Source organism: Saprospiraceae bacterium, assembly GCA_016712145.1.
Taxonomy (GTDB): Bacteria; Bacteroidota; Bacteroidia; order Chitinophagales; family Saprospiraceae; genus Vicinibacter.
In genome coordinates this window covers 225,643-249,350 of the sequence record JADJRO010000001.1, presented here as the reverse complement: position 1 = coordinate 249,350, position 23,708 = coordinate 225,643, and the positions used below count along the sequence as shown (strand labels likewise).

Below are 23,708 nucleotides of genomic sequence, written 5' to 3'. Positions count from 1 at the left end.
AATTGCTCCGTTCTTTTGCATTCGCCCAAAAGAACCAAAAGGCTTGTTCGAAATGAAGGCGCTCTAGCCATGCACTGGCTTCAGCTCAAATTTTTCTCACGCTTTTGGTTTTTGGATGAAATTAAACTGAATGTCCATTTATAGAAAACTTAGTTAAATTTGGTTGAGAAAAATTTTCGCCACGCGCTGCATTTCGAACGCAAATAAAAAATGCTTTCAATAATCAATTAAATTCAGTGCTTAAAGCATTCAACACTATTCATGCATGGATATTTTCCCCCTCTAGCATTTCGCCTATTCCCTTCTTCTCCTTTAAACGAAGCTCAAAATTAATATTCTCTTATAGCCCCAGAGGGGCGAAATCTTTATAACGCAACATATCCAAAAATTTAGCGCCGTAGGTGCGGAACTAAAATATGCGATATAACACATTATAAAATGAACATCGATACAAATTCATGGCTTGCTCTTCGATTTATAATTTGGTAACCCCTTGCATAAATTGCTAGACTGCAAGGCACCGCGCAAACCGAATCAGTTGTTAGAAGTCAGAAATCAGTAGTCAATTTTAAAAATTAGACGATATTGAATTTAATCCAGCAATCAAACCTCTGGCCTTTAGCCTCTAGCCTTCAGCCTTCCCTTATTCTGCTCTGAAAAATTTTCGCCACGCGCTGCATTTCGAACGCAAATAAAAACTGCTTTCAATAATCAATTAAATTCAGTGATAATAATGGTCAAGCATTTTTTGGCATAGACAATCTTCCCCTTCAGCCTCTAGCCTTCAGCCTTCCCATATTCTGCTCTGAATAAATTTCGCCGCGCGCTGCATTTCGAAAGGATGAATTAAATCTTCCTAACAACTAACTCCTATCAACTATCACCTAAAATCCATTAACATTTAATAATTTTTTCTGAACTTCTGATAATCATTTAATACTTTTGGTACATTGCTTATATTTAGCTTGCTAGTTTGCAATCTGAATACGAATTTTAAAGCTGGGAGACTGTTAATTGCTTTTATTTATAGGAACAAGGCATGCAATATTCACACAATTAATCGCACATATTATGTATTAAATCATTTGTTTTTAAATAAAATTATTAAAAATGAACTCTTCTTACTCAAATCAAAAAAATGCTCTTGAATTGCTACTTAAGCTAAATCTTCAATTTTGCTCTTTCTTACAATTCAGCAAGAATGTATCCTTGATCTTTAGCTTGATTTTTGGGGTGTCGCAACTCAAAGGACAGGATTGTACCGGAACACCTAACCCCGGAGCGACTACCAGCACCGTTCCTTCGCCAATAGCACCGGGTTTCGGATTTACCCTTGGAATTGCAAATGCACAAGCAGGTGCAGGAATTACTTACCAATGGCGAACATCAACAGACGGCACAAACTATTCAAACATTATCGGTGCAACAAATTCTACTTACGCGGTTCCTGATGGAATTTTTTCTAAGACCTATTATCGCTGTTATTTACAATGTACAAAAACAAATACACAAGCATGGTCTACCCCTTTACAGATGAATGTTCAAACACAAACAACGATCGGTAGCCAGATTTGGATGTCTAAAAACCTGGGTGCAACAACATTCCGCAATGGTGACCCAATTCCTCAAGCCAAAACAGAAGTAGAATGGAATACAGCTTGTCAAAACCAACAACCAGCTTGGTGTTATTACAACAACGATGGAGCAAACGGCACAAAAAATGGCAAATTGTACAATTGGTATGCCGTTAAAGATGCAAGAGGTCTTGCACCAGCTGGATGGCACATTCCTTCCGATGCAGAATGGACCACGCTTACAAATACACTTGGAACGGGTTATGCAAGTGGCAAAATGAAAAGTGCCAACGGTTGGTTCCGCAGTGGAAATGGAAACAATTCAAGCGGGTTCTCCGGTTATCCAGGTGGCAACCGTGAATACACCGGAGCCTTTACATTATTTGGGGAATATGGAATTTGGTGGAGCGGCACAGAAAGTTCTCCAGGCTATATATGGAATCGCAAATTGTACTATAACTACACGCTGGTTTATAGATTAAAAAGCTTATCAAACGAGGGATTGTCTGTTCGCTGTGTGAAAGATTAGGATTTGTGGCAGGAAGAGGCGGGAAGCTGGAGGCTAGAGGCTGATTGCTTGATTGTTTAAGGAGAAAACTTTAGCTTAATAGCTTATCAAATCAGCTTAAGCTATTAAGCTGAAAAGCCTAAAATAATGGTCAGTAATTAGAAGGCAATAAATGTTTGATTCTAGCCTATTCCCCCTTAGCCTTCCTCTCTAATAAATGATTTGTAATTTCACCAAACATCTTTTCACGATTCTTTTTAATTTGACGAACAAATTTTTTATCAACGGCTGAGTTCTGATCGTATTTGGCAGACCACAAAATAATTTCTGTTAAAACTGGCAACAGATCAATTCCCTTTTTACTCAGTTTGTATATTTTTTTAGAATTATGCTGCTCATCAATGGTTCGGGTGACGATCCCACACGATTCCAGTAAAGCCAACCTGTCTGCAAGTATGTTGGTTGCAATTTTTTCCTCCATCACTAAAAACTCGCCGTAGTAATTCTTCTCTTTAAACATTAAATCCCTGATAATTAATAAAGTCCACCTGTCGCCAAAGATTTCCAGAGCGAAATTTATAGGGCAGTCTGATTTGCGTTTTTGTACAAGCACGATACAAAGATACTTAACTACTTGCAATTTACAAGTAGTTAATTATCTTTGCAGGCGTTTAAACATTTAAATCCAAAAACAAAATGGCTACGCTGCACAATGAAATCCTGGTAAATGCGCCTCTCGACAAGGTTTGGACGCTGCTTACGGACCTGGAACGATTAGAACAATACGATCCAACTGTTAAAAAGTCCAGCCTGATTTCCAGAGAAAAAACAGGCCTCGGTGCAAAAAGAAAGGTAGAGATGGGAGATGGTAAAAATTGGTTTGAGGAACATATTACTGAATTCAAACCACATGAAGCACTAAGTTTTCAATTGACCGACTGCTCGTTTCCAATTTCAAGACTTAGCCACCGTTATAGCTTCGAAGTAAACGGCAACCAAACCAAAGTAAAACAAGTGATGGACTATTCCGTTAAATTTGGATTATTCGGAAAATTACTCGACTTGCTTATGATCCGCAAGCAATCAGACAAGGGGATTAAAAAATTCTTCCTGGGTCTCAAGTCTTATATTGAATCCCATTAATTATCAATTCAAATTTAATACACATGATAAATTCAATTAACTGGTTTGAAATTCCAGTAAAAAATTTCGAAAGGGCTAAAGTATTTTACGCAGCACTTCTGGGTGCAGAAATTCAAGAAATGCCCCACCCTGCTTATAAATATGGAATACTGCCTGGCGACATGCAAAATGGGGTAACAGGAGGCATTGTGGAAGGAGAAGGTTTTGAACCTTCAATGAACGGTGCTTTAATTTATCTTAACGGTGGCGAGGACTTAAGTGTTCCGCTTTCCAAAGTTGAGGCTGCTGGTGGAAAAATTCTATTAGCTAAAACTTCCATCGGCCCAAATGGCTTTATGGCACATATTGTCGATACCGAAGGAAATAAAATAGCCCTGCATTCCATGAACTAAATTACACCTTAGAAGGCGGCTGATAAATCGGTCGCCATATTTTTTGTCTTAGCTACATTATTAAAATTTGCCAATCGAACTGTTGGCAATTTGAATCAATAGACCAATTGAATAAGATTTGGCTTTAGATTTGCATTAGGGTAAAATCAAATTAATAGGCATGAATATGATAATGGTTTTCATAACACTTTCGGACCAAGGAATCGAAACAATAAAATCCAATCCAGACTTACCAAAAAAAGAAATGGAATTTGTCAATCAATGGAAGCTTGAAGGTATCTTGGAAAGTTTCTTTATTTCAGTGACAAAAAAAGATGCTGTTCTGCTATTTAAAAATACAGATGAGGCCCAAACTATATCATTGATAGAATCCTTGCCGTATTTCCCCTATATGGCTAAAATTGAATATCAGCATTTGAATAAGCAGTTTTAAGATGAATCTTTATCTAAAGAGTGACGATATAGCTTCTTTAAATCAATGATTTTAGTTTATACTTTTATAAACTTAATAGCTTTTAGCAAATCCAATTCCACAGTTTATTTCATTAAGATTAAGTCTAAGCAGCAATAGCTAATTTAATAATCACCCTATCGATGGAGCCAACTAATCCCAGCAACCCGACGCATGAGAGCGGCTATTCAAAAGTCAACGCTCTAAATATGTATTATGAAATTCATGGGCAAGGAAAACCATTGGTTCTGATACACGGAGGTGGTTCTACCATTGAAACTAATTTTGAAAAAATAATTCCACTTCTTTCAAAAAACAGAAAAGTAATTGCTCTTGAATTGCAAGCGCACGGTCGAACCAACGACCGAAATGCAGACCTTTCATTTGAACAAGATGCTGACGATGTTGCTACACTGCTCCACAACTTAAACATTAGGAAAGCAGCTATTTTAGGGTTTAGCAATGGTGGAACTACCACTTTACAAATTGCGATCCGCCACCCCGAACTTGTAGATAAAATTATTTTAGCATCTGCACTTGCAAAACGAAATGGTGTCCCGGATTGGTTTTGGGGTTTTATGGAACACGCGAGTTTGGAGAATATGCCGGAAGCATTGAAAGATGGATATAACAAAGTTGCAGCTGATCCGAATGGCTTACTAATCATGCACGACCGGGATGCAAAAAGAATGGTAAATTTCAAAGACATTCCGGATGAGCTAATTAAATCCATTACAGCCCCCACGCTGATTATAATCGGCGACAAAGATGTTATTACTCCTGAACATGCCCTGGAAGTGCATAGACTCCTTGCTGACTCTGAATTGGCCATCCTCCCTGGTGGACATGGAACCTATATCGGTGAAGTAACTACGATAGATTCTGACTTCAATGAACGAGATCTTGCGGTTCCGATTATAGAAAAATTCCTTAACAAAAATAAAAAGTAAACACATGGGTAAACTGATTGCAACCATGAATATGACCCTCGATGGTTATTGCGACCACACAGCAATGATGGCAGATGATGAAATTCATCAACATTACGCTGAGTTGTTACGTGATGCGGGAGCACTTTTGTATGGAAGGATCACGTATCAACTTATGGAAAGTTATTGGCCCTCTGTTGTAAATAATCCTACTGGCAACAATGCAATGGACCTATTTGCTGTAGAAATGGATCGAGCTTCAAAAATTGTTTTTTCACGATCATTGCAACAAGTAGCTTGGAAAAATTCAAGCTTGAAAAACGAAATCAATCGAGAAGAAATTTTAGATCTCAAGCATCAAACAGCAAAAAATAGTTATGCTGGCAGTCCAAGTTTAATAGTAGCGCTTGCGAATATGGGATTGGTTGACGAATTCCAAATTGCTGTACATCCAATTATTGCAGGATCGGGATTGTCCTTATTTAAAAACATCCAGCATAGCATTCCTTTAAAACTTTATAAAACAAAATCATTTAGCTGCGGTGCAATTATTCTGTATTATGAGTCGCAACTGGTTGAGACTTCCTGATTGCATAATTCAAACGAGCCTCTTAAAAACAAAACAGGGATATTGATTTTAATAGATGGATAGTCCGGAAACAAGGCACATGCTATGCATTCCTTAACATGCTTTTTATGCCATCGAGAAATTAGCATATCAAAAATCAAATTTATTTATATTTACGACACAAACAACCTATCTATCACAATTTAAAAACAAACACATGTCATTACGCATAAACGAAACCGCACCCGATTTTAAAGCTGATACCACCCAGGGCAGTATTCAATTTCATGAATGGTTGGGCGACAGTTGGGGAATCCTATTCTCCCATCCAAAAGATTTTACACCGGTATGCACTACCGAACTGGGATATATGGCTAAACTCGGACCGGAATTTGCAAAGCGCAATTGCAAGATTATCGGATTGAGTGTTGACCCAGTTGAAAGTCATTTGAAATGGGAAAAAGACATTGAAGAAACCCAAGGTTGCGCGGTAAATTATCCAATGATTGGAGATCCTCAACTTACTATAGCAAAATTATTTGACATGCTACCTGCAGAAGAACCTGGAACATCTGAAGGAAGAACGGCCGCTACTAATCAAACCGTGCGTTCTGTGTTTGTAATAGGCCCGGACAAGAAAATTAAATTGATGTTGACCTACCCAATGACTACAGGTCGCAATTTTGATGAAATCTTGCGCGTGATTGATTCCATGCAACTTACCAGCAAACACAAAGTAGCTACACCGGTAAATTGGAAAGATGGCGAGGATGTAATTATAGTCACTTCAGTTTCTGATGAAGAAGCCAAACTAAAATATCCCGAAGGATGGAAAACCATCAAACCGTATTTGCGGATTGTACCGCAGCCGGATAAATAAGTTTGCAAGGCTGTTAGACTGTTAGCTTTTTAGCTTATCAGCTTGTTAGCTTTTTAGCTTGTTAGACTTTTAGAATATTGGGAATTTTTGATGCAATTTATTAAAAAACTGAAACCAATTAATTACCTAGCATTCTATGATTAACAAAAACATCGCGTCTGATGAACCCATCGTGTTATTTGCAGGTAATTTTGAACCTTACAATTGGGCTTTTTGCAAAGGACAACTCTTGCCCATTCGTCAGTTTCCGGATTTGTACACAAACTTAGGTTCAGTTTCTGCTGATGAAGATAAAACCTTGTTTGCTGTTCCAGATTTAAGGGAAGAAGAAAAAAGATACGGAGGTGTTCGTTTTATTATATCGCTATCCGGCTTTCTGGATAATTTAAATTTTCTTGGAATTATAATACCATATTCTGGAGATAAATTGCCGATTGGTTGGGAATTTTGTGAAGGCCAGTTGCTTAATATAAACAATCAAGCTTTATTCGCATTGATCGGCACACTTTATGGTGGCGATGGCAATACGACCTTCGCATTGCCCGATTTAAAATCAGCCGCTGTTAATACTCGATTTATTATATCCACAAAAGGACCATTTCCGTCGAGAGCGTAGCATTAAATTCAATATGGATTATTTTTGCTCTAAATACAAAGGAGCATCCAAATGCAAGAATATCTTCAAAAGTTAAAATTCATAATTGTAATGTTCTACATTGATTAATAATATTTTATAGTTTACAGAAAAGGAAAATTGACAATAATTATTAGAAAAGCCAAATATGTAATTACAATGTAATAAATTTTAAAATTAGTAAATATGAAAATCAAAGTGATCCAATTAGGCAATTCTAAAGGAATTCGATTAAGTAAGAAGATTCTTGAAAAATATAAAATTAATGATGTCGCAAATATTCGACTAGAGCATGATTGTATTGTCATCGAACCTGTCAAAAAGTTAAGGACTAACTGGAATGAGGCCTTTAGATTGATGAGAAAACTAGAAGATGATGAATTATTAATACCGGATGCATTTAAGGAAGAAACATCTTGGACATGAAAATAATTCAATACGATATTGCTATTATAAATTTATATAAATATTAATACTCAAAAATAGTTGGGTAAAACCTTTGTTTGGACACCCAAGAAAAATAGAATCATCAGGTCTGTTCAACTAAAAACATAATCGTTTCTGTTAGACAGACCTGTCGACTCGAAAAATTAGATCAAATCAAATCGATCTAAATTCATCACTTTCGTCCATGCTGCAATAAAATCGTTTACAAACTTCTCTTGTGCATCATCGCAAGCATATACTTCTGCAAGAGCACGTAATTCTGAATTAGAACCAAAGATCAAATCAACCCGGGTTCCGGTCCATTTAATTTGTCCGCTGGTGCGATCTCTTCCTTCAAATAATTCTTGTGTCGGACTGATGGCCTTCCAAATTGTACTCAGGTCAAGTAAATTTCTAAAGTAGTCATTGGTGAGTGCTTCCGGACGGTTGGTAAACACCCCGTGTTTGGAATGATCGTAATTGGTTTTGAGAACGCGCATCCCTCCAATAAGCACAGTCATTTCGGGTACTGACAAGTTAAGCAATTGGGCGCGGTCCACTAAAAGTTCTTCGGCTGCTGCACGGTAAGCTGTTTTAGCATAATTTCGGAATCCATCAGCCAGCGGTTCAAGTACTGCAAAGGAATCGATATCGGTTTGTTCCTGCATTGCATCGGTGCGTCCTGCTGTAAATGGTACTTTTACTTCGTGTCCTGCCTGGTGTGCAGCTTTTTCAACAGCCGCATTTCCTGCTAAAACGATCAAATCGGCCATTGAAAGCGTCTTCCCTGTGCTTTGTGCTTTATTGAATTCATTTTGAATTTTCTCCAGTACCTGAATTACTTTAGCTAATTGTTCTGGTTGATTGACTTCCCAATTCTTTTGCGGCAAGAGTCTGATCCGTGCGCCGTTTGCGCCTCCTCGTTTGTCTGATCCTCTAAATGTTGAGGCGGAAGCCCAGGCCGTTGAAACCAACTCGGAGATTGAGAGCCCCGATGCTAAAATCTTTTCTTTTAAAATGGCTTCATCATGATGATCAATGAGTGGATAGCTAACTGCAGGAACGGGATCTTGCCAAATGAGCGCTTCTTTTGGAACTTCCGGACCAAGGTAACGCGCTATAGGACCCATATCCCGGTGGGTCAATTTAAACCAGGCCCGTGCAAATGCATCTGCAAATGCATCCGGATTTTCGTGGAATCGTCTGGATATTTTTTCATAGGCAGGATCCATACGAAGTGAAAGATCGGTTGTCAACATGGTTGGAGCATGTCTTTTGGTCGAATCGTGGGCATCTGGCACCGAATCTGCACCCATCCCATGTTTTGGTTTCCATTGGTGTGCACCAGCCGGACTTTTAGTCAATTCCCACTCATAACCAAACAGGTTCCAAAAAAAGTTATTGCTCCATTTGGTTGGTGTGGTTGTCCAGGCACCTTCCAATCCACTGGTGATGGTATCTCCGCCCGAACCATTTCCAAAGCTGTTTCTCCATCCCAAACCTTGTTCTTCAATCGGAGCAGCGGCTGGTTCCGGACCGACGTATTGGCTCGGGTCGGCAGCACCGTGGGTTTTTCCGAAGGTGTGTCCGCCGGCAATCAATGCAACGGTTTCTTCATCGTTCATGGCCATCCGAGCAAAGGTTTCGCGAATATCTCGGGCGGCAGCAATTGGATCCGGATTTCCATTAGGACCTTCCGGGTTGACATAAATCAATCCCATTTGGACAGCTGCCAATGGATTTTCAAGCTCTCGCTCTCCAGAATATCTCTTATCATCTAACCACTTCCCTTCTGAACCCCAATAAATATCTTGTTCGGGTTCCCAAACATCTTCCCGGCCACCGCCAAAACCAAAGGTTTTAAATCCCATGGATTCAAGCGCACAATTACCAGCCAAAATCATCAAGTCTGCCCAGGAAATTTTCTTACCGTACTTCTGTTTTATAGACCATAACAGCAATCGGGCTTTATCGAGATTGGCATTGTCGGGCCAACTATTGAGTGGTGCAAAGCGCTGGGTGCCGGAACCCGCTCCCCCACGACCGTCAGAAATCCTGTAAGTACCTGCACTGTGCCAGGCCATCCGGATAAAGAAAGGTCCGTAATGCCCATAATCTGCTGGCCACCAGGACTGCGAGTTGGTCATTAATTCAAAAATATCTTTTTTAACAAGATTTAAATCCAGCGACTTAAATGCTTCCGCATAATTGAATTCAGCATCCATTGGATTGGATTGAGCTGCATGTTGCCGTAGAATATTCAGTTTTAACTGATTTGGCCACCAATCGCGGTTGCCAGGGCCATTGCCTGCACTTTGTTTAATTTTTCCCCCTGAAAAAGGGCATTTGCTTTCTTCGCTCATTTAGATGGTTCGTTTATTATTTGTTATAGAATTAATATTAAATCTTGAATACTTATGTCTTTCTCTTAGAATTTATTGCAATCCGTTACTCAAATTCCCTCATGAATTTTAAATGCAACTGCAAACATACATTCACTAAAATTGAAACGTTAAAATTGCCTATAAGTTTGAATAGTTTAGAAATTTGTTGTTAACTCTCTGTAAGATTGTTGTCAATGAAATTTTTTAATTGATTGATTTTCGTCAGCATTGGTTTCTTTGGTGATTTAATAAGAAAAAAACTAAATGCAAAAAGTTACAAAGGATAGAAATATCATTAATTTGCATAGCTGAAAGTTTGAAATATTATGATAATTTTAAACGACTGGAAGCACAGAAGCATAATGGGGGGCCTGTTTTCTCCTGGAAAATTATAAATTTGCAATGACCACATCACAATGCAGACTTTTCGTTTATTTATCCAAATCCAATTCTCAACGATTTTGAACACTAATTTTCCACCTGCCTAAATCATCATGAGTCGAAAAAAATTAAAACAACATGCATGTGCAAATTGCCTATTTGAATTTGCAGCTAAAGGCGAACACGTTAATTATTGTCCAAATTGTGGTCAGGAAAATCACAACCCAAGGTTCCCACTCATTCATTATGCATATGAGTTGCTGGAAACTTTAATCCATTTTGACACAAAATTCTGGTATTCCTTTAAAGTATTGTTAGTACGACCCGGGCAAATCTCTCTCGATTACATCAACAACATCCGAGGTCGTTATACGCCTCCTTTGCGACTCTTTATTTTTATCTCAATATTCGCCTTCCTGGTTATTGGTGTATTTGAGAAAAATCTTGCAAAATCAGGCTATTTCGGATCATACGCTGCGGAGGCAATCGAAAACAACTTAACCATAGGAGAAATCTTTGATCAATCCGCGGATAGCATACAGGATGTCATCTTAGTAGCCCCTTTTTCCTGGTTTATGAAAAATCCTGAAATCAGCAATTCCAATCTTAGGGAATTAAAAAAAACAGATTCTAATCGGCTGGCAGACTGGTTGACAAAATTTGGCTACAACAACAACCTCATTACCCGTTTTTTTGCAGCAAATAAAAAGCTCAGAATCAGTCGCAACATGACGGTTCCTGAAGTAGGTCTTATGGTTTCTAGCATATTCAAATGGCTTTTTTTAATAATGATTCCGATTAATGCCGGCATCCTGTTTGTCATGTTTTATAAAAAAGGACTGTTATATTATGATGCCATAATTTATTCTGTACACTTCGCTTGCTTTTTCTTGGTTATATATTCCATCATGCTTTCTGAAATAATGATCTTCTCGTCCATCAGTATTCTGTTTTTGAGAGTACTTTTACTGCTTAGTTTGATGATACTGGTTGTCTTTCTTTTTATTTCACTTAAAAAAGTATTTAAATTTAATTGGCCAACTACCGCATTCCGGATGTTGATTTCCTGTTTATTGTCTTTTACAGTATATCAGTTGGTACATTATTCAATTTCTTTGAATTCAGGAAGGTAATTTATCTGTGAGCATTCATTGATAAAATACATGCACTGCAGAATCCCAATCAGGCCACTAAAATTGTAAATTTCTAATAATTCATTGGACAGAATTTTAAATGCTTTTAAATTGGTAAATTGGTAAATTGAATCAAGATTTTAAAAATAAAGACCTATATTTACATAAATTAAAGCAACCAGATGAAATTATTTAATCGCATCAAAAGACCGACCATCCTGTTGATTGTTGCAGGTAGCATTTTTATGAGTTTTGATTTAATTACTCATTCTTACTTTGAAATCTCCAAAGATGTGTGCGAATTTTTAAAAGCTTTTGGCGCAAGTTTGGTTTGTGCTTCTTTATTTGTTCAATTAAAATTAGAAAAAAAAGACGCTGCTTCCGCAAAGAAAATGCCTTAGGAAATATTTTATATATTTCACAACCATTGAATTCTATTAAAAATAGCTGCTACTTAGAATTGATACCTTTTTAAATGTATCTGTAATTTGCTCAATAGCCAAAACGATATCTTTTACCATGGATTTAAGTGGCGGAAACCCTTAAAATATTTGATCCGGTTGAGTAAATGATTTGGACGTTCATGTGGTTTCAAACAGGTTTTAGAAATTTCGCAAAATGTATGTGCAAGCTGAAAGCAATTATCCTTACCCTCAAATGATTTAAACAAATTCTAGTTCTATTTAAACAGTTTACATTGTTAACTGTTTGCTATTGTAAGATGAATAGTACCTGCAACGAATGGCTGCCTTTGGGCACCACGCTGGCTCTGATTACTAAAAAGTACTTTGGTGTGCTTTCCCAATCCTTAAAACACCTGGAGTTGGATCGTAATTTTTCGGTATTGCTCTTATTAGACCACGAAAACAGGGCTGTATCGCAACAATACATTGCCGATTATTTTCTAATTGATAAAGTTCAAATGGTGCGGATCATGGACCACTTGAGTAAAGAAGGCATGATCAGTAAAAAACTCAACAGCAAGAACCGGAGAGCCCATTTGATTTCACTGACGCCAAAAGCACTTAAATTGATTCCAGAAATAAAAAAAGCCATCGTCCAAATTAATAAAAAAATGTTTTCAGAACTTAGTGAATCGAATAAACAGCTCCTTTTTGAATCGCTTTCTAAAATTTCAACGAAACTGGATGCTGAGGTGGGTGTGCCGATGATGATGCAATTGAAACCTGTTCAGAAAGCTAAATCAAAAGCATAAACTAAATTTTTAATTGCTTGAATCCACAGAATTCGTATTTTAAGAAATAAGAAAATAAAATTAAATTAAATCCAAAACGAAATTCCAATCATTGAATATTAAGAGATCCTAAACAAACTATATGAAAAGCCTTGTTTCAATTGCCCTGCTTATTGTCGCCTTAGTGCTGATTAAAATTTACTATTTCCCAGCGCCTAAGGATGATAAGAATTCACCTGCAACAAAACCAGGCGAACCCGCTGCTAAACCAATGCCACCAGCTGCAACGGTGAGCGTATTTGTGCTTCAACCGGAAACTTTGGATAATAATTTATTTGCGAGCGGCTCCCTGCTTGCAAATGAAACGGTTGAACTAAAACCTGAAATCTCCGGAAAAGTGATTGGGCTTTATATCAATGAAGGCGCTCCGGTCACCAAAGGAAAATTATTGGTAAAGCTCAATGATGCCGACATACAAGCACAATTAAAAAAAATAAATGCTGAAATCGTTTTGGCAGAAGAAAAGTTAGTTCGTTCAAAACAATTGGTTGACATCCAGGGACTGAGTCGTGAAGAATTTGACCAAGCTACTAATCAAGTACGTTCACTAAAAGCAGATGCGGATGTTTTGAAAGTGCAAATCAGTCGTACGAATATTACTGCGCCTTTTGATGGCATTTTAGGATTGCGAAGCATCAGTGTAGGCAGCTATATCACACCGCAACAAATTGTGACCAGTATCCAACAACTCAATCCTGTTAAAATCGATTTCTCGATTCCGGAACGTTACGCCGGTTTAATAAAAACAGGCAATGCCATTAATTTTAGTACAGAAGGTTCTGATAAAAAATATCGGGGAACGGTTTATGCGTTTGAACCAGGAATTGATGCCTCAACCCGCGCCCTTCGAATTCGGGCAAAAGCTGAAAATCCAGGGAATAAATTACTTCCTGGTTCGTTTGCAAAAATAGAATTGGTACTCAACAAAAAACAAGATGCCTTGATGGTGCCCAGTCAAGCGATTATACCGATTTTAAAAGGACAACAGGTTTTTGTATGCCGAAATAACAAAGCAGTAGCCGTTCCGGTTGAAGCCGGATTGCGTACCGAGACCAAAGTAGAAATTCTTTCAGGCCTTCAAGCTGGAGATAGTATCATCATAACAGGCATCATGGGCTTGCGTCCAGGAACTGATTTAAGAATCATTAAATAACATACCGTGAGTTTATCGACTACCAGCATTAACAGACCCGTACTCACGATTGTGATGAATCTGCTGATTATCCTTTTTGGGGTAATCGGCTTTAAGTATTTAGGCGTGCGGGAATATCCAAGCATAGACCCGCCGGTTATTACCGTGCGCACCAATTATTCCGGTGCCAATGCTGACATCATTGAAAGTCAAATCACAGAACCCCTTGAAAAAGGATTGAATGGCATCGCCGGAATTAAATCCATTTCATCCAGCAGCAACCAGGGATCCAGTGTGATCACCGTTGAATTTGATATCAGCATCAATATGGAAGCGGCGGCCAATGATGTGCGCGATAAAGTATCGCAATCGGTCAGACAACTTCCATTAGACATTGATGCATTGCCCACGGTGACAAAATCAGATGCCAATGCAGATGCAATCATTTCCATGACGTTTCAGAGTAAAAATCTGAGCCATCTGGAAGTTAGCGATTATGCAGAAAATGTAGTCGCCGAACGATTGCAAACCATTCCCGGAGTCAGCAACATTCAAATTTGGGGTCAGAAAAAATATGCCATGCGTATTTGGTTTGATCCTGCAAAACTTTCAGCAGCTGGTTTAACTCCCCTGGATGTAAAACAAGCATTGGATCGTGAAAATGTTGAATTGCCAAGTGGAAAAATTGCAGGTGACAATACCGAACTTACAATTAATACAAAAGGAAAATTAAGCAGTGAAGATGATTTTAATAATCTCATCATAAAAAATACAAATGGTACGATCGTAAGACTTCGTGATATTGGCAAAGCTAGCTTAGGTTCTGAAGCAGAAGAAACGGTCTTAAAAGAATCGGGGGTCCCTATGATAGGGCTTGCACTGGTGCCGCAACCCGGTGCGAATTATATAGATATCTCAAATGAATTTTACAAACGATTTGAACAACTAAAAAAAGAGTTGCCCAAAGACTTTTCGATTAATATAGCGCTTGACAATACCAAGTTTGTAAAAAAGGCAGTAAATGAAGTGGCCGAAACCTTGTTGATTGCTATCCTTTTGGTGATCTTAATCATATTCCTCTTTTTTCGGGATTGGATCGTAGCCTTTCGACCCTTGATTGATATTCCAGTATCCCTGATTGGCGCTTTTTTTATCATGTATATGATGGATTACTCCATCAATGTATTAACCTTATTGGCCATAGTATTAGCTACCGGATTGGTCGTTGACGATGGCATTGTCGTTACAGAAAATATTTTCAAAAAAATTGAAGACGGCATGTCGCCAATAGAAGCTGCAAAAAAGGGGTCTAATGAAATTTTATTTGCAGTACTTTCTACATCGGTCACGCTGGCTTCTGTTTTTTTACCCGTCATTTTTATGCAAGGTTTTGTTGGAAGACTGTTTCAGGAATTTGGCGTTGTGTTGGCTGGGTCCGTTTTAATATCGGCTTTTGTATCCTTGACATTGACTCCTATGTTAAATGCCAAATTGGTGCGCAAGTCGAATACAAAAAGTAAATTCTATCAATTAACAGAACCGTATTTTGAAAAACTCAATTCCGGGTATCAACATGCGTTGAATCAGTTTCTGTCATTTCGTTGGATGGCTTTTATTTTGATTGCAGTCTGCGGGTTTATGATTTGGTTTTTTGGTTCCGGATTAAAATCAGAACTTGCCCCGGTCGAAGACAGAAGTTGGATGCGAATTCTAATGAGCACCCCTGAAGGCGCAACCTTTGAATACACAGATGCCGTTGTGGATAAAATGACACAATTTATTCAGGATTCAATAAAGGAAAAAAGAGTGTGTTTAACAGTTACTGCACCAAATTTTGCAGGCACAGGTTCGCCTAATTCTGCATTTGTTCGATTGGCATTGAAAGATCCGGATGAACGCAAACGCAGTCAAAAAGAAATTGCACAATACATTATTCAAAAATCCTCCTTAATTCCTGAAGCTAAAATTTCGGTAGTTGAACAACAAACCATTTCAACCGGAGGATTTGGTGGATTGCCGATCCAATTTGTTTTACAAGCTCCCGACTTCGAACGCTTGAAAGAAAAACTTCCTGTCTTTATGGAAGAAGCTTCAAAAAATAAAACCTTCAAGGTGGTAGATGCCAATTTAAAATTCAACAAACCTGAATTGAACGTTTCAGTAAATCGGGACAAAGCGCGCGACCTGGGAGTATCTGTACAAGACATTGCACAAACCTTGCAATTGGCTTTTAGTCCGCAACGCCTGGCTTATTTTAATATGCTTGGCAAACAATATCAAGTCATCGGCCAATTTGAACGAGCATCCCGGGATAAACCGATTGATCTTAAATCAATTTATGTTCGAAACAACGTCGGACAACTTATCCAATTGGATAATATTGTTTCGACCAAAGAAAGCAGCAGTCCACCCCAGCTGTATCATTTTAACCGATACATGTCTGCAACGGTAAGTGCCCAATTAGCTCCAGGAAAAACAATTGGAGAAGGCATCGCCGCGATGGAGGAAATTGCAGCTAAAACATTGGACGATTCGTTTACTACGGCTTTAAGCGGAGCTTCCCGAGATTTTGCTGAGAGTTCATCGAGTCTGGCATTTGCTTTTGGCTTGGCTTTGTTGTTGGTATACCTTATTTTATCTGCACAGTTTGAAAGCTTTCGCGACCCACTCATTATTATGATAACCGTTCCATTGGCAATTGCCGGAGCGGTGTTTTCGCTTTGGTATTTTAATCAAACCTTGAATATATTTAGTCAAATTGGAATTATCATGTTAATCGGGCTGGTTACAAAAAACGGAATCCTGATCGTTGAATTTGCAAACAAACTTCAGGAAAAAGGAATGGCAAAATCAGAAGCAATCCTCCAGGCTTCTGTTGGTCGTTTACGTCCTATTTTAATGACCAGTCTTGCAACTTCTTTGGGTGCACTTCCCATTGCAATTTCTTTTGGTGCGGCATCTCAAAGCCGGATGGGAATGGGAATCGTAGTTATTGGAGGTTTGATGTTTTCATTGCTCTTGACTTTGTTTGTCATTCCTTCGATGTATAGTTACATCTCAAAGAAAAAACATTCCACAAAAACAGATCATGCAGAATTGTTGGTTCAGTAAATTATGATTGATCTCAATTTGAAACAGCTATTAAAAAGATTATGAAAAACGGCTTACAAACAATTTTATTGCTGATACTTATAAGTTGCAGTTTCACAGCGGGTGCACAAGTTCAACTCCGTTTGCAATCAGCCATCGATACGGCTTTGTTTAATAACCTTGGATTAATTATTCGTAAAAACGAAGCCCGCATCGCATCCAATAATTTAAGCAGAGCTCAAGCAGGTATGATTCCAAGTTTGGATCTGAATGCAGGTACCAATTACTCCAACAACAATCTCACGCAAGAATTTAATACAGGCTCCGAAATTAATAAAACGGGTGTAGCTACTAAATCAATCAATGGACAATTGGTATTGAATTGGGTCTTGTTTGACGGAACCAAAATGTTTGCAACTTATAAAAAACTTCAGACCCTAAAAGATATGGGCGAACTCAACGTGTTGTTGAATACGGAATCGCTTATTTCCAACGTGATTAATGCTTATGCTGAAATTGTAAAACAAAACATCTTATTAAAAAGTACCTTAAGCAATTTATCGCTCTATGAAGAACGGGTTAAATTAGCTGACACAAAATTGAAGATTGGAAAATCGGCCCGCTCTGAATTTTTACAGGCCTCTTTAGATCTGAATATTCAAAAAAATAATCTTGTAAAACAAAGCTCCCAATTAAAAATCGCCAAGTTAAATTTGAATACCTTAATGATGCGATCGCTGAACAGTGAATTTGAAGTAAGCGATAGTCTTCAGATTGATGAAACTATAAATTTAGAGCAAGCACTTGCAAAACTGGAATCTGGAAATATCCAGTTAAAACTATTGCAGTTATTGGAAAAACAACGGCAGCATGAAATTAAGGAACAGCAATCGTATGCCTATCCAAGAATCAATCTCAATGCAGGTTATAATTTTGTGAGCAGTTCGTCTACTCAGGGATTATTTTTAGTAAACCAAAGTCGGGGTCCCTTGGTAGGACTGACCCTGAACTGGAATTTATACAATGGAATCCAACGCAAGCAAGTGCAAAACAGCAAGCTTTTAAAAGAGAATGTGCGACTGGCTTATGTTGAAACGAAAATAAATTTGCAGTCAACTGTAATCAATGCCTGGCAGCGTTACCAGGATGCCATTTCATTGGCAAAATCAGAACAAGAAAATTTCAAACTGGCTGCTGAAAATCTAAACATCATGGCACAGCGATTTAAACTGGCTGAAGCTACCATTCTGGAATTGAAAGACGCTCAACAACTCAATGAAGCCGCTACCACCCGATTGGCCAACAGCTTATTTGATGCAAAGACCGCAGAAACAGAATTGCGAATGTTAATTGGAAATTTAGTACAATAACATTTCCCTGACAATACGATGCACTCCTGATTTTATTTCAGGAGCTCAATAGGTTTGAATTGGATTCTTCTTTACATTTGTCAATGACATGGGTACTGTTTTGGATGCATGCAGCAATCAGTCAAAATCCTTCAAAGGGTTAAATCATCTTCATGCCCAATGATCAAATTGAAAACTTAAACGATTTATTAAAAATTACTGAAAAATAAAATACATGATCTTATGACCCAATCAGGAAAATCGCTCTTTTACTTTGGAATTTATACCGCTACAGCAGGAATCCTCTTTCTTCTAATTCCTGAAACACTTATTAATATGATGCAATTGCCTGCGATACCAAATGGTTGGGCGCGGTTTTTAGGTCTGTTGGTGTTGGTGATCGGTTTATACGATCTGTTATGTGGCAAGTATGATATCAAACTTTATATCAAAGCCTCTGTTTATTTGCGATTTGGTTTTTTCGTTGGATGTCTCATATTAATTAGTGCGGGTCAAATGCCTTTGAGTTTACTAATGCTGGCAATTGTTGATGGATTGGGTGCTACGTGGACGGCATTTGCATTAAAATCAGAAGCAACAACATAAAACAAGCAGTTTAGTTTCCTCTAAAGCTCCTCTAATTATAAATATAAAAGATTGGAAAATTTACCACTCTCTATAAGTCTGGTCTTCGGATTGATCACTTTCTGTCTGGTGGGTCTATTCTACAAAGCAAGTCACTATTCTAAATCTACTTTGTTGTTGTTGATTAGCTGGCTCATAATCCAATCCATTCTTGGCCTCTCTGGATGTTTTCTTAAAACAGATGCAATGCCACCCCGGTTACTGCTTGCCGTTTTACCCACACTTTTGTTAATCTTTGGACTTTTTGCAACTACCACCGGAAGACAATTTATCGATCGCCTGGACCTTAAAACCTTGACCTTGTTGCACACCCTTCGAATTCCAATTGAAATGGTCTTGTATGGATTGTTTGTTTATAAAAAAGTTCCTGAGCTCATGACCTTTGCTGGAAGCAACTATGACATCCTTTCTGGAATTACAGCTGGCTTTGTCTTTTACTTTGGATTTATCCAAAAGAAATTAAGTACTAAAATTATTTTAATCTGGAATTTCATCTGCCTTGGACTTCTCTTGAATATTGTGATGCATGCGGTTTTAGCGGCACCTTTTCCATTTCAACAATTGGCATTTGAACAAGCCAATGTGGCTGTATTGTATTTTCCTTTTAATTGGTTGCCAACCTGTGTGGTACCGATGGTGTTATTTTCACATTTAGCGGGCATCAGAATCCTTTTAAACACAAAAAGTCAATAGTATATAATTTTAAAATTTTGATTCGAAACCTTTTCAATTAAAACCCAACAGCTCTATTTATGAAAACCTATTTTGTAGATTCATTTACCAATCAAAAATTCAAAGGAAATCCTGCAGCGGTTTGTTTATGCGAGCATGATTTAGAGCCCGGTTTAATGCAAAACATTGCAACCGAGATTGGATTTTCAGAAACTGCTTTTATTAAACAGCTGCAGGGGAATACTTACGGCATCCGATTCTTTACACCCAAACAAGAGATTCCTTTGTGTGGGCATGCCACCCTGGCAGCATCTAAAATAATTTTTGAATACAATTCATTTGAAACAATCGTTTTTATTAATTGCGAAAACATTGAACTTCCAATCAGCAAATACGAAGGTAAAATCGTCATGCAATTTCCAGTATATGATTTAGGACCTATAAATGTTCCCCAATCCGTGTTGGATGCTCTTGGTATACAAAACATAACAACCAGTTTTTATAACGAAAAGACTAAAATTATCTTAATTGAAATTGAAGATTCAAACGTTTTGGCAAAACTAAATCCGGACTATTCAGCCTTGTTAAAATCTCATTCAGGCATTAACGGAGTTTTGGTAACTTCTGTTTCCGCAACTCCGGATTACGATTTCCACTACCGCTATTTTTGGCCCTGGGCAGGAACCAACGAAGATCCAGTGACAGGAGGTGTCCAAACCTTTCTTACAAAATATTGGGCAACCAAACTACACAAAACGGAGCTGCAGGTTTATCAATCTTCACAAAGAAGCGGAACCATGTCGACAGCCTTAATTGAAGACAAGGTCTTCATATATGGTGAAGCGGTAATTGTTTTTGAAGGAGATTTTAAAAATTAATAACAAACAATTACCTTAGTTGGAGCTAGGATTGAGAAGTTATCCTTTTTTGCCTATATATGTTACAAATAAAAAGCAATGATATGATCAACCAACTAAGTCAACTTTGTTCCCGTTTACTTACCCTCAATCGAATTACCTTGCTCCTGCTGATCGCATCTCCTATAAGTATTGGACTCTATACAGCTACATCCGTTGAATATATTAGAACATACCCTGTTCTAGCCAGCCTGGGAGGACTCTTCCTATTAGCCTGGATCGTTGCTATTGGGCACAAAGCAAATGAAAAGCTTGAATCGCAAGGTATTGCTTCACCTCTATTTAAGTATTTCAATTTTAGTATTATTTCTGTTGTACTTAGCTATTTGCTTGTACTTATTTTTACAACTGATAAAATTACCAGTTCGAATGGCTTTCAAATTCATAGGTTAACACCTTGGTACTTTCCAGTTTTATTTGTACTATCTTATCTGATTGCTGTTCTCATTACATCAAAAACCTTGGTAAGTGCTGAATTGAAACGTGAAGCAAAATTCTCTGATTATTATTCAACATTGTTTTTATTTTTAATTTCTGCAATTGGTTTATGGTTTATTCAACCCAGGGTGCAATCGCTTTAATGACAAATTTGATTCAATAATTTTCAGCAATTCCAAATGCAATGTTTGAGAGTGGAATTTTTTCAACTAATTATTAGATCAACAATTAGTTTAAATAAACTATTTTTTATTCAATCCTTAATAAATCCGATATTTGATTGATTTATATTGTAAGCCAAGCAAAATAGTGATAACATATGAATGAAATCTAGCCCATGGAATGGTCCCTTATAATAAAAATTTTAATTGTCCTTGCAATTGCTAGTTTTTTCTACAGCTGTTTTGGAAAAAAGAAAAAGGCCGAAGGATTAGAAGCCTGGTTAGATACGCATTTTAATGATCAATTGTATATTGTAACCACGCAAACTGCAGATCCGATTCGCCATTTAAGTTTTAAGGTTAAAAACACGGTAGTGGCCCATAAGGATGACAGTTTGTTACAGATCTACATTCGTTGGGACAAACGACAAGCTGACTTAGGAATATCGCTTGAAGAAGTAAAAAATTCTTTGGCAAAAGCCGAAACCGAACTTGCAGATGCTCGTGCTTTGTTAAAGCTCATTAAAGAAACGGGTTTGACTTCATTCAGCTGCAGCATCCGCAATGGGTATATTCGAATCCTAATTTTTGAAGAACCAACTCCTGAAATCCGTTTACAACGTCTTGAGAAAATAGCTCCCGCACTCCAAAATTGGCCACAGGCGAAAGATTATGGTTTGGCCATCGATTTCATGGAACCCAAAACATTAAACACTGAATTTGGAGACATTGTCCCCTTAGCTCATTGGGAACGTGGAGACCGCTGGCAATTAAGAAATTCTATACTGTACCTTCGATCAGAAGTTGCTTACCCTGTAAATGTCAAAACAATTAACCAAGAATGGCAGTTTAACACGGAATCAGACCGCCTGTTGGAATGGATTGAACAATCCCGTATCCATGCAGCGGCATGGGCAAAAGACCACTTAAAAAAACCACATCAACTGCTTTCACAAGCTCAATACAGCGCACTGGACAAGCAACTGGGTGTTGAAATTCAAATTCCTTTTAACTATTCTACAAACTCAGAAGATTCATCCAGCATCGATGGTTACATCACCGGAAATTACTTGTTCGATGCAGGAAAATTAGGCCCATTGAAAGTCGTCAAAGAATGAGTGTGATAGATCAGACTAAATCAATTGGAAATTTTGAAATTATAATTCAATTTAAATCTACAGACTAAAAGGCTATAGACTTTATAGACATATATATAATTTCCAGATTATATTAATTAACTAAATTGGTTTGCAGCATTTTAGAATTGTAGAATTGTAACATTTTCTAAACGGACTCATCTCCTCTCTTCAAGGTGATTTCTGTAATCTCTGGCCATATTCCTACCCTACCTCTAAATCCTAATACCCCAAAGCCTCTGTTGATGTACAAGTTGCGGCCTGCTTCCTGGTAAAGGCCGGCCCATTTCGGGTATCGGTATTGGATAGGACTCCATTTAAATCCCGGTATTTCGATTCCCATCTGCATGCCGTGTGTATGTCCGCTGAGTGTTAAATGAATGTGTTGTGGGTGCATCTTAACTTCATTTTCCCAATGGGTTGGATCGTGGGATAGCAAGACTTTAAATTCTGATTCAGATACTTGACTCAATGCTTTTTCCAGATTTCCTCTTTTTCCAAATCCAACACCCCAATTTTCTACTCCAAGCAATCGAATCGATTGATTGTTTTTTTCGATTTTTATTGATTCATCTAAAAGCAAGCGAAAATCCATATCCGAGTGGTGTGCTTTTATAGCTTCAAAATTTTGTTGTTTGGCTGCTTCTGTTTCCCATTGGGTATATTCTCCATAATCATGATTCCCTAGTATAGAATATTGTCCATAAGGAGCTTTTAAATTTTTAAAATCTGCCACCCAAGGATCAAATTCAGTGGAAAATGTATTGACCAGATCTCCTGTAAAAACAATCAGGTCGCTGTTCAAAGATTTAATCAAATCAAGCCCTTTGATCACCCCTTCACGATCTTCAAAACTGCCACTGTGAATATCCGATATCTGGCAGATTCGGAATCCGTCAAATGCCTCTGGCAAATCTTTATAATAAACTGTTTGCTTGTGAATTTTGTATTGATATCGGCCTCGCAACAAACCATAGGTAAGTGACATAAAAGGGATGGAGGCTAAAAACAAGGCACCTTGGCTTACAAATTTACGCCGGGAGGCCATGGATGGACTTTGTTCTGTTAGTTCGTTACTAAAATAGTTGCTTAGCTTAAAATAAATCGCCTCAAAAAACCGATAGATGTCTTCTCCAAACAAGACTAAAATAAAGACCAACTTGGTCATCAAGAGTATAAACCAAATATTACCCAGAGTAACCCAAATGACTGGCATTTGATGGTTACGACGCATCTCAATCATACCAAATACAAACAAAGCCGGAAGCACGATCGAAATCAACCAATAACTCAGGTAAATATAATTTGCATGCTGCACGCTACTCGACAACAGGGTCTTTAAACCTTGGAAGGCATAAAAGTCGATAGCCAATATCAATAAAATTGGGATTAAAAAGCCCATAGATTAAGCGTATTAATTACGAGAAATAAAACACGAAAAACAACAGAAAGTTCCAATTTCAAAATGATTCTATCGTACACACAGGATCAAAACAAAGACTATTTTAGA

At 37.8% G+C, this 23,708-nt stretch carries 23 protein-coding genes; 20 read left to right on the top strand and 3 right to left on the bottom strand.

Annotated elements, in window-relative coordinates; all coding sequences use genetic code 11:
- Positions 1 to 1,110: 1,110 nt before the first annotated feature.
- The gene (locus IPK91_01040; GenBank protein MBK8295883.1) at positions 1,111 to 2,103 is read left to right on the top strand and encodes a fibrobacter succinogenes major paralogous domain-containing protein; all 993 of its coding nucleotides are present in this window, start codon (positions 1,111 to 1,113) and stop codon (positions 2,101 to 2,103) included.
- A gap of 166 nt (positions 2,104 to 2,269) precedes the next feature.
- Here IPK91_01040 and IPK91_01035 read toward each other — a convergent pair whose 3' ends face one another.
- The gene (locus IPK91_01035; protein MBK8295882.1) at positions 2,270 to 2,695 is read right to left on the bottom strand and encodes a helix-turn-helix transcriptional regulator; all 426 of its coding nucleotides are present in this window, start codon (positions 2,693 to 2,695) and stop codon (positions 2,270 to 2,272) included.
- Positions 2,696 to 2,778: 83 nt separating this feature from the next.
- Between IPK91_01035 and IPK91_01030 the strand changes: the two genes are divergently transcribed.
- The 8 genes from IPK91_01030 to IPK91_00995 all read left to right on the top strand — a co-directional run bounded on the left by IPK91_01030 (position 2,779) and on the right by IPK91_00995 (position 7,505).
- A complete protein-coding gene (locus IPK91_01030; protein MBK8295881.1) occupies positions 2,779 to 3,225 on the top strand; it encodes an SRPBCC family protein in 447 nt (148 codons plus the stop codon).
- 23 nt (positions 3,226 to 3,248) lie between these two features.
- Positions 3,249 to 3,617, top strand: a complete 369-nt coding sequence (locus tag IPK91_01025; GenBank protein ID MBK8295880.1) for a VOC family protein — start codon at positions 3,249 to 3,251, stop codon at positions 3,615 to 3,617.
- 160 nt (positions 3,618 to 3,777) lie between these two features.
- Complete coding sequence (locus IPK91_01020) at positions 3,778 to 4,050, top strand: hypothetical protein (GenBank protein ID MBK8295879.1); 273 nt, start codon at positions 3,778 to 3,780, stop codon at positions 4,048 to 4,050.
- Positions 4,051 to 4,211: 161 nt separating this feature from the next.
- Positions 4,212 to 5,018, top strand: coding sequence for an alpha/beta hydrolase (locus tag IPK91_01015; protein MBK8295878.1), 807 nt, complete (start codon positions 4,212 to 4,214; stop codon positions 5,016 to 5,018).
- Positions 5,019 to 5,022: 4 nt separating this feature from the next.
- The gene (locus tag IPK91_01010) at positions 5,023 to 5,586 is read left to right on the top strand and encodes a dihydrofolate reductase family protein (protein MBK8295877.1); all 564 of its coding nucleotides are present in this window, start codon (positions 5,023 to 5,025) and stop codon (positions 5,584 to 5,586) included.
- A gap of 196 nt (positions 5,587 to 5,782) precedes the next feature.
- Positions 5,783 to 6,445 carry a peroxiredoxin gene (locus IPK91_01005; GenBank protein MBK8295876.1) on the top strand — a complete coding sequence of 221 codons (663 nt, stop codon included), beginning with the start codon at positions 5,783 to 5,785 and terminating at the stop codon, positions 6,443 to 6,445.
- Positions 6,446 to 6,581: 136 nt separating this feature from the next.
- Entirely contained in the window at positions 6,582 to 7,061 is a 480-nt protein-coding gene (locus IPK91_01000) for a tail fiber protein (GenBank protein MBK8295875.1), read from the top strand.
- Between the two features lie 204 nt (positions 7,062 to 7,265).
- A complete protein-coding gene (locus IPK91_00995) occupies positions 7,266 to 7,505 on the top strand; it encodes an AbrB/MazE/SpoVT family DNA-binding domain-containing protein (GenBank protein MBK8295874.1) in 240 nt (79 codons plus the stop codon).
- A gap of 164 nt (positions 7,506 to 7,669) precedes the next feature.
- On the opposite strand, the gene katG is transcribed toward IPK91_00995, so the two are convergent.
- Positions 7,670 to 9,868: a catalase/peroxidase HPI gene (gene katG, locus IPK91_00990; GenBank protein ID MBK8295873.1), complete on the bottom strand. Its 2,199-nt coding sequence runs from the start codon at positions 9,866 to 9,868 to the stop codon at positions 7,670 to 7,672.
- Positions 9,869 to 10,383: 515 nt separating this feature from the next.
- On the opposite strand from katG, the gene IPK91_00985 reads away from it, so the two are divergent.
- The 11 genes from IPK91_00985 to IPK91_00935 all read left to right on the top strand — a co-directional run bounded on the left by IPK91_00985 (position 10,384) and on the right by IPK91_00935 (position 22,180).
- Positions 10,384 to 11,403, top strand: coding sequence for a DUF3667 domain-containing protein (locus IPK91_00985; protein ID MBK8295872.1), 1,020 nt, complete (start codon positions 10,384 to 10,386; stop codon positions 11,401 to 11,403).
- Positions 11,404 to 11,585: 182 nt separating this feature from the next.
- Complete coding sequence (locus IPK91_00980) at positions 11,586 to 11,804, top strand: hypothetical protein (GenBank protein MBK8295871.1); 219 nt, start codon at positions 11,586 to 11,588, stop codon at positions 11,802 to 11,804.
- Positions 11,805 to 12,124: 320 nt separating this feature from the next.
- Positions 12,125 to 12,619: a winged helix DNA-binding protein gene (locus IPK91_00975; GenBank protein MBK8295870.1), complete on the top strand. Its 495-nt coding sequence runs from the start codon at positions 12,125 to 12,127 to the stop codon at positions 12,617 to 12,619.
- 121 nt (positions 12,620 to 12,740) lie between these two features.
- Positions 12,741 to 13,811 (top strand): efflux RND transporter periplasmic adaptor subunit, encoded by a 1,071-nt coding sequence (locus tag IPK91_00970; GenBank protein ID MBK8295869.1) that lies wholly within the window; start codon positions 12,741 to 12,743, stop codon positions 13,809 to 13,811.
- 6 nt (positions 13,812 to 13,817) lie between these two features.
- Positions 13,818 to 16,901: an efflux RND transporter permease subunit gene (locus IPK91_00965; protein MBK8295868.1), complete on the top strand. Its 3,084-nt coding sequence runs from the start codon at positions 13,818 to 13,820 to the stop codon at positions 16,899 to 16,901.
- A gap of 41 nt (positions 16,902 to 16,942) precedes the next feature.
- Positions 16,943 to 18,250 carry a TolC family protein gene (locus IPK91_00960; GenBank protein ID MBK8295867.1) on the top strand — a complete coding sequence of 436 codons (1,308 nt, stop codon included), beginning with the start codon at positions 16,943 to 16,945 and terminating at the stop codon, positions 18,248 to 18,250.
- Positions 18,251 to 18,472: 222 nt separating this feature from the next.
- Complete coding sequence (locus IPK91_00955) at positions 18,473 to 18,835, top strand: hypothetical protein (GenBank protein ID MBK8295866.1); 363 nt, start codon at positions 18,473 to 18,475, stop codon at positions 18,833 to 18,835.
- A gap of 51 nt (positions 18,836 to 18,886) precedes the next feature.
- A complete protein-coding gene (locus IPK91_00950; protein MBK8295865.1) occupies positions 18,887 to 19,567 on the top strand; it encodes a hypothetical protein in 681 nt (226 codons plus the stop codon).
- Positions 19,568 to 19,626: 59 nt separating this feature from the next.
- On the top strand, positions 19,627 to 20,424 hold the full coding sequence (locus tag IPK91_00945) for a PhzF family phenazine biosynthesis protein (protein MBK8295864.1): 798 nt from the start codon (positions 19,627 to 19,629) through the stop codon (positions 20,422 to 20,424).
- Between the two features lie 83 nt (positions 20,425 to 20,507).
- Positions 20,508 to 21,044 (top strand): hypothetical protein, encoded by a 537-nt coding sequence (locus IPK91_00940; protein MBK8295863.1) that lies wholly within the window; start codon positions 20,508 to 20,510, stop codon positions 21,042 to 21,044.
- Between the two features lie 194 nt (positions 21,045 to 21,238).
- Positions 21,239 to 22,180: a hypothetical protein gene (locus IPK91_00935; GenBank protein ID MBK8295862.1), complete on the top strand. Its 942-nt coding sequence runs from the start codon at positions 21,239 to 21,241 to the stop codon at positions 22,178 to 22,180.
- 166 nt (positions 22,181 to 22,346) lie between these two features.
- On the opposite strand, the gene IPK91_00930 is transcribed toward IPK91_00935, so the two are convergent.
- Positions 22,347 to 23,600 (bottom strand): metallophosphoesterase, encoded by a 1,254-nt coding sequence (locus IPK91_00930; protein MBK8295861.1) that lies wholly within the window; start codon positions 23,598 to 23,600, stop codon positions 22,347 to 22,349.
- Between the last annotated feature and the right edge of the window lie 108 nt (positions 23,601 to 23,708).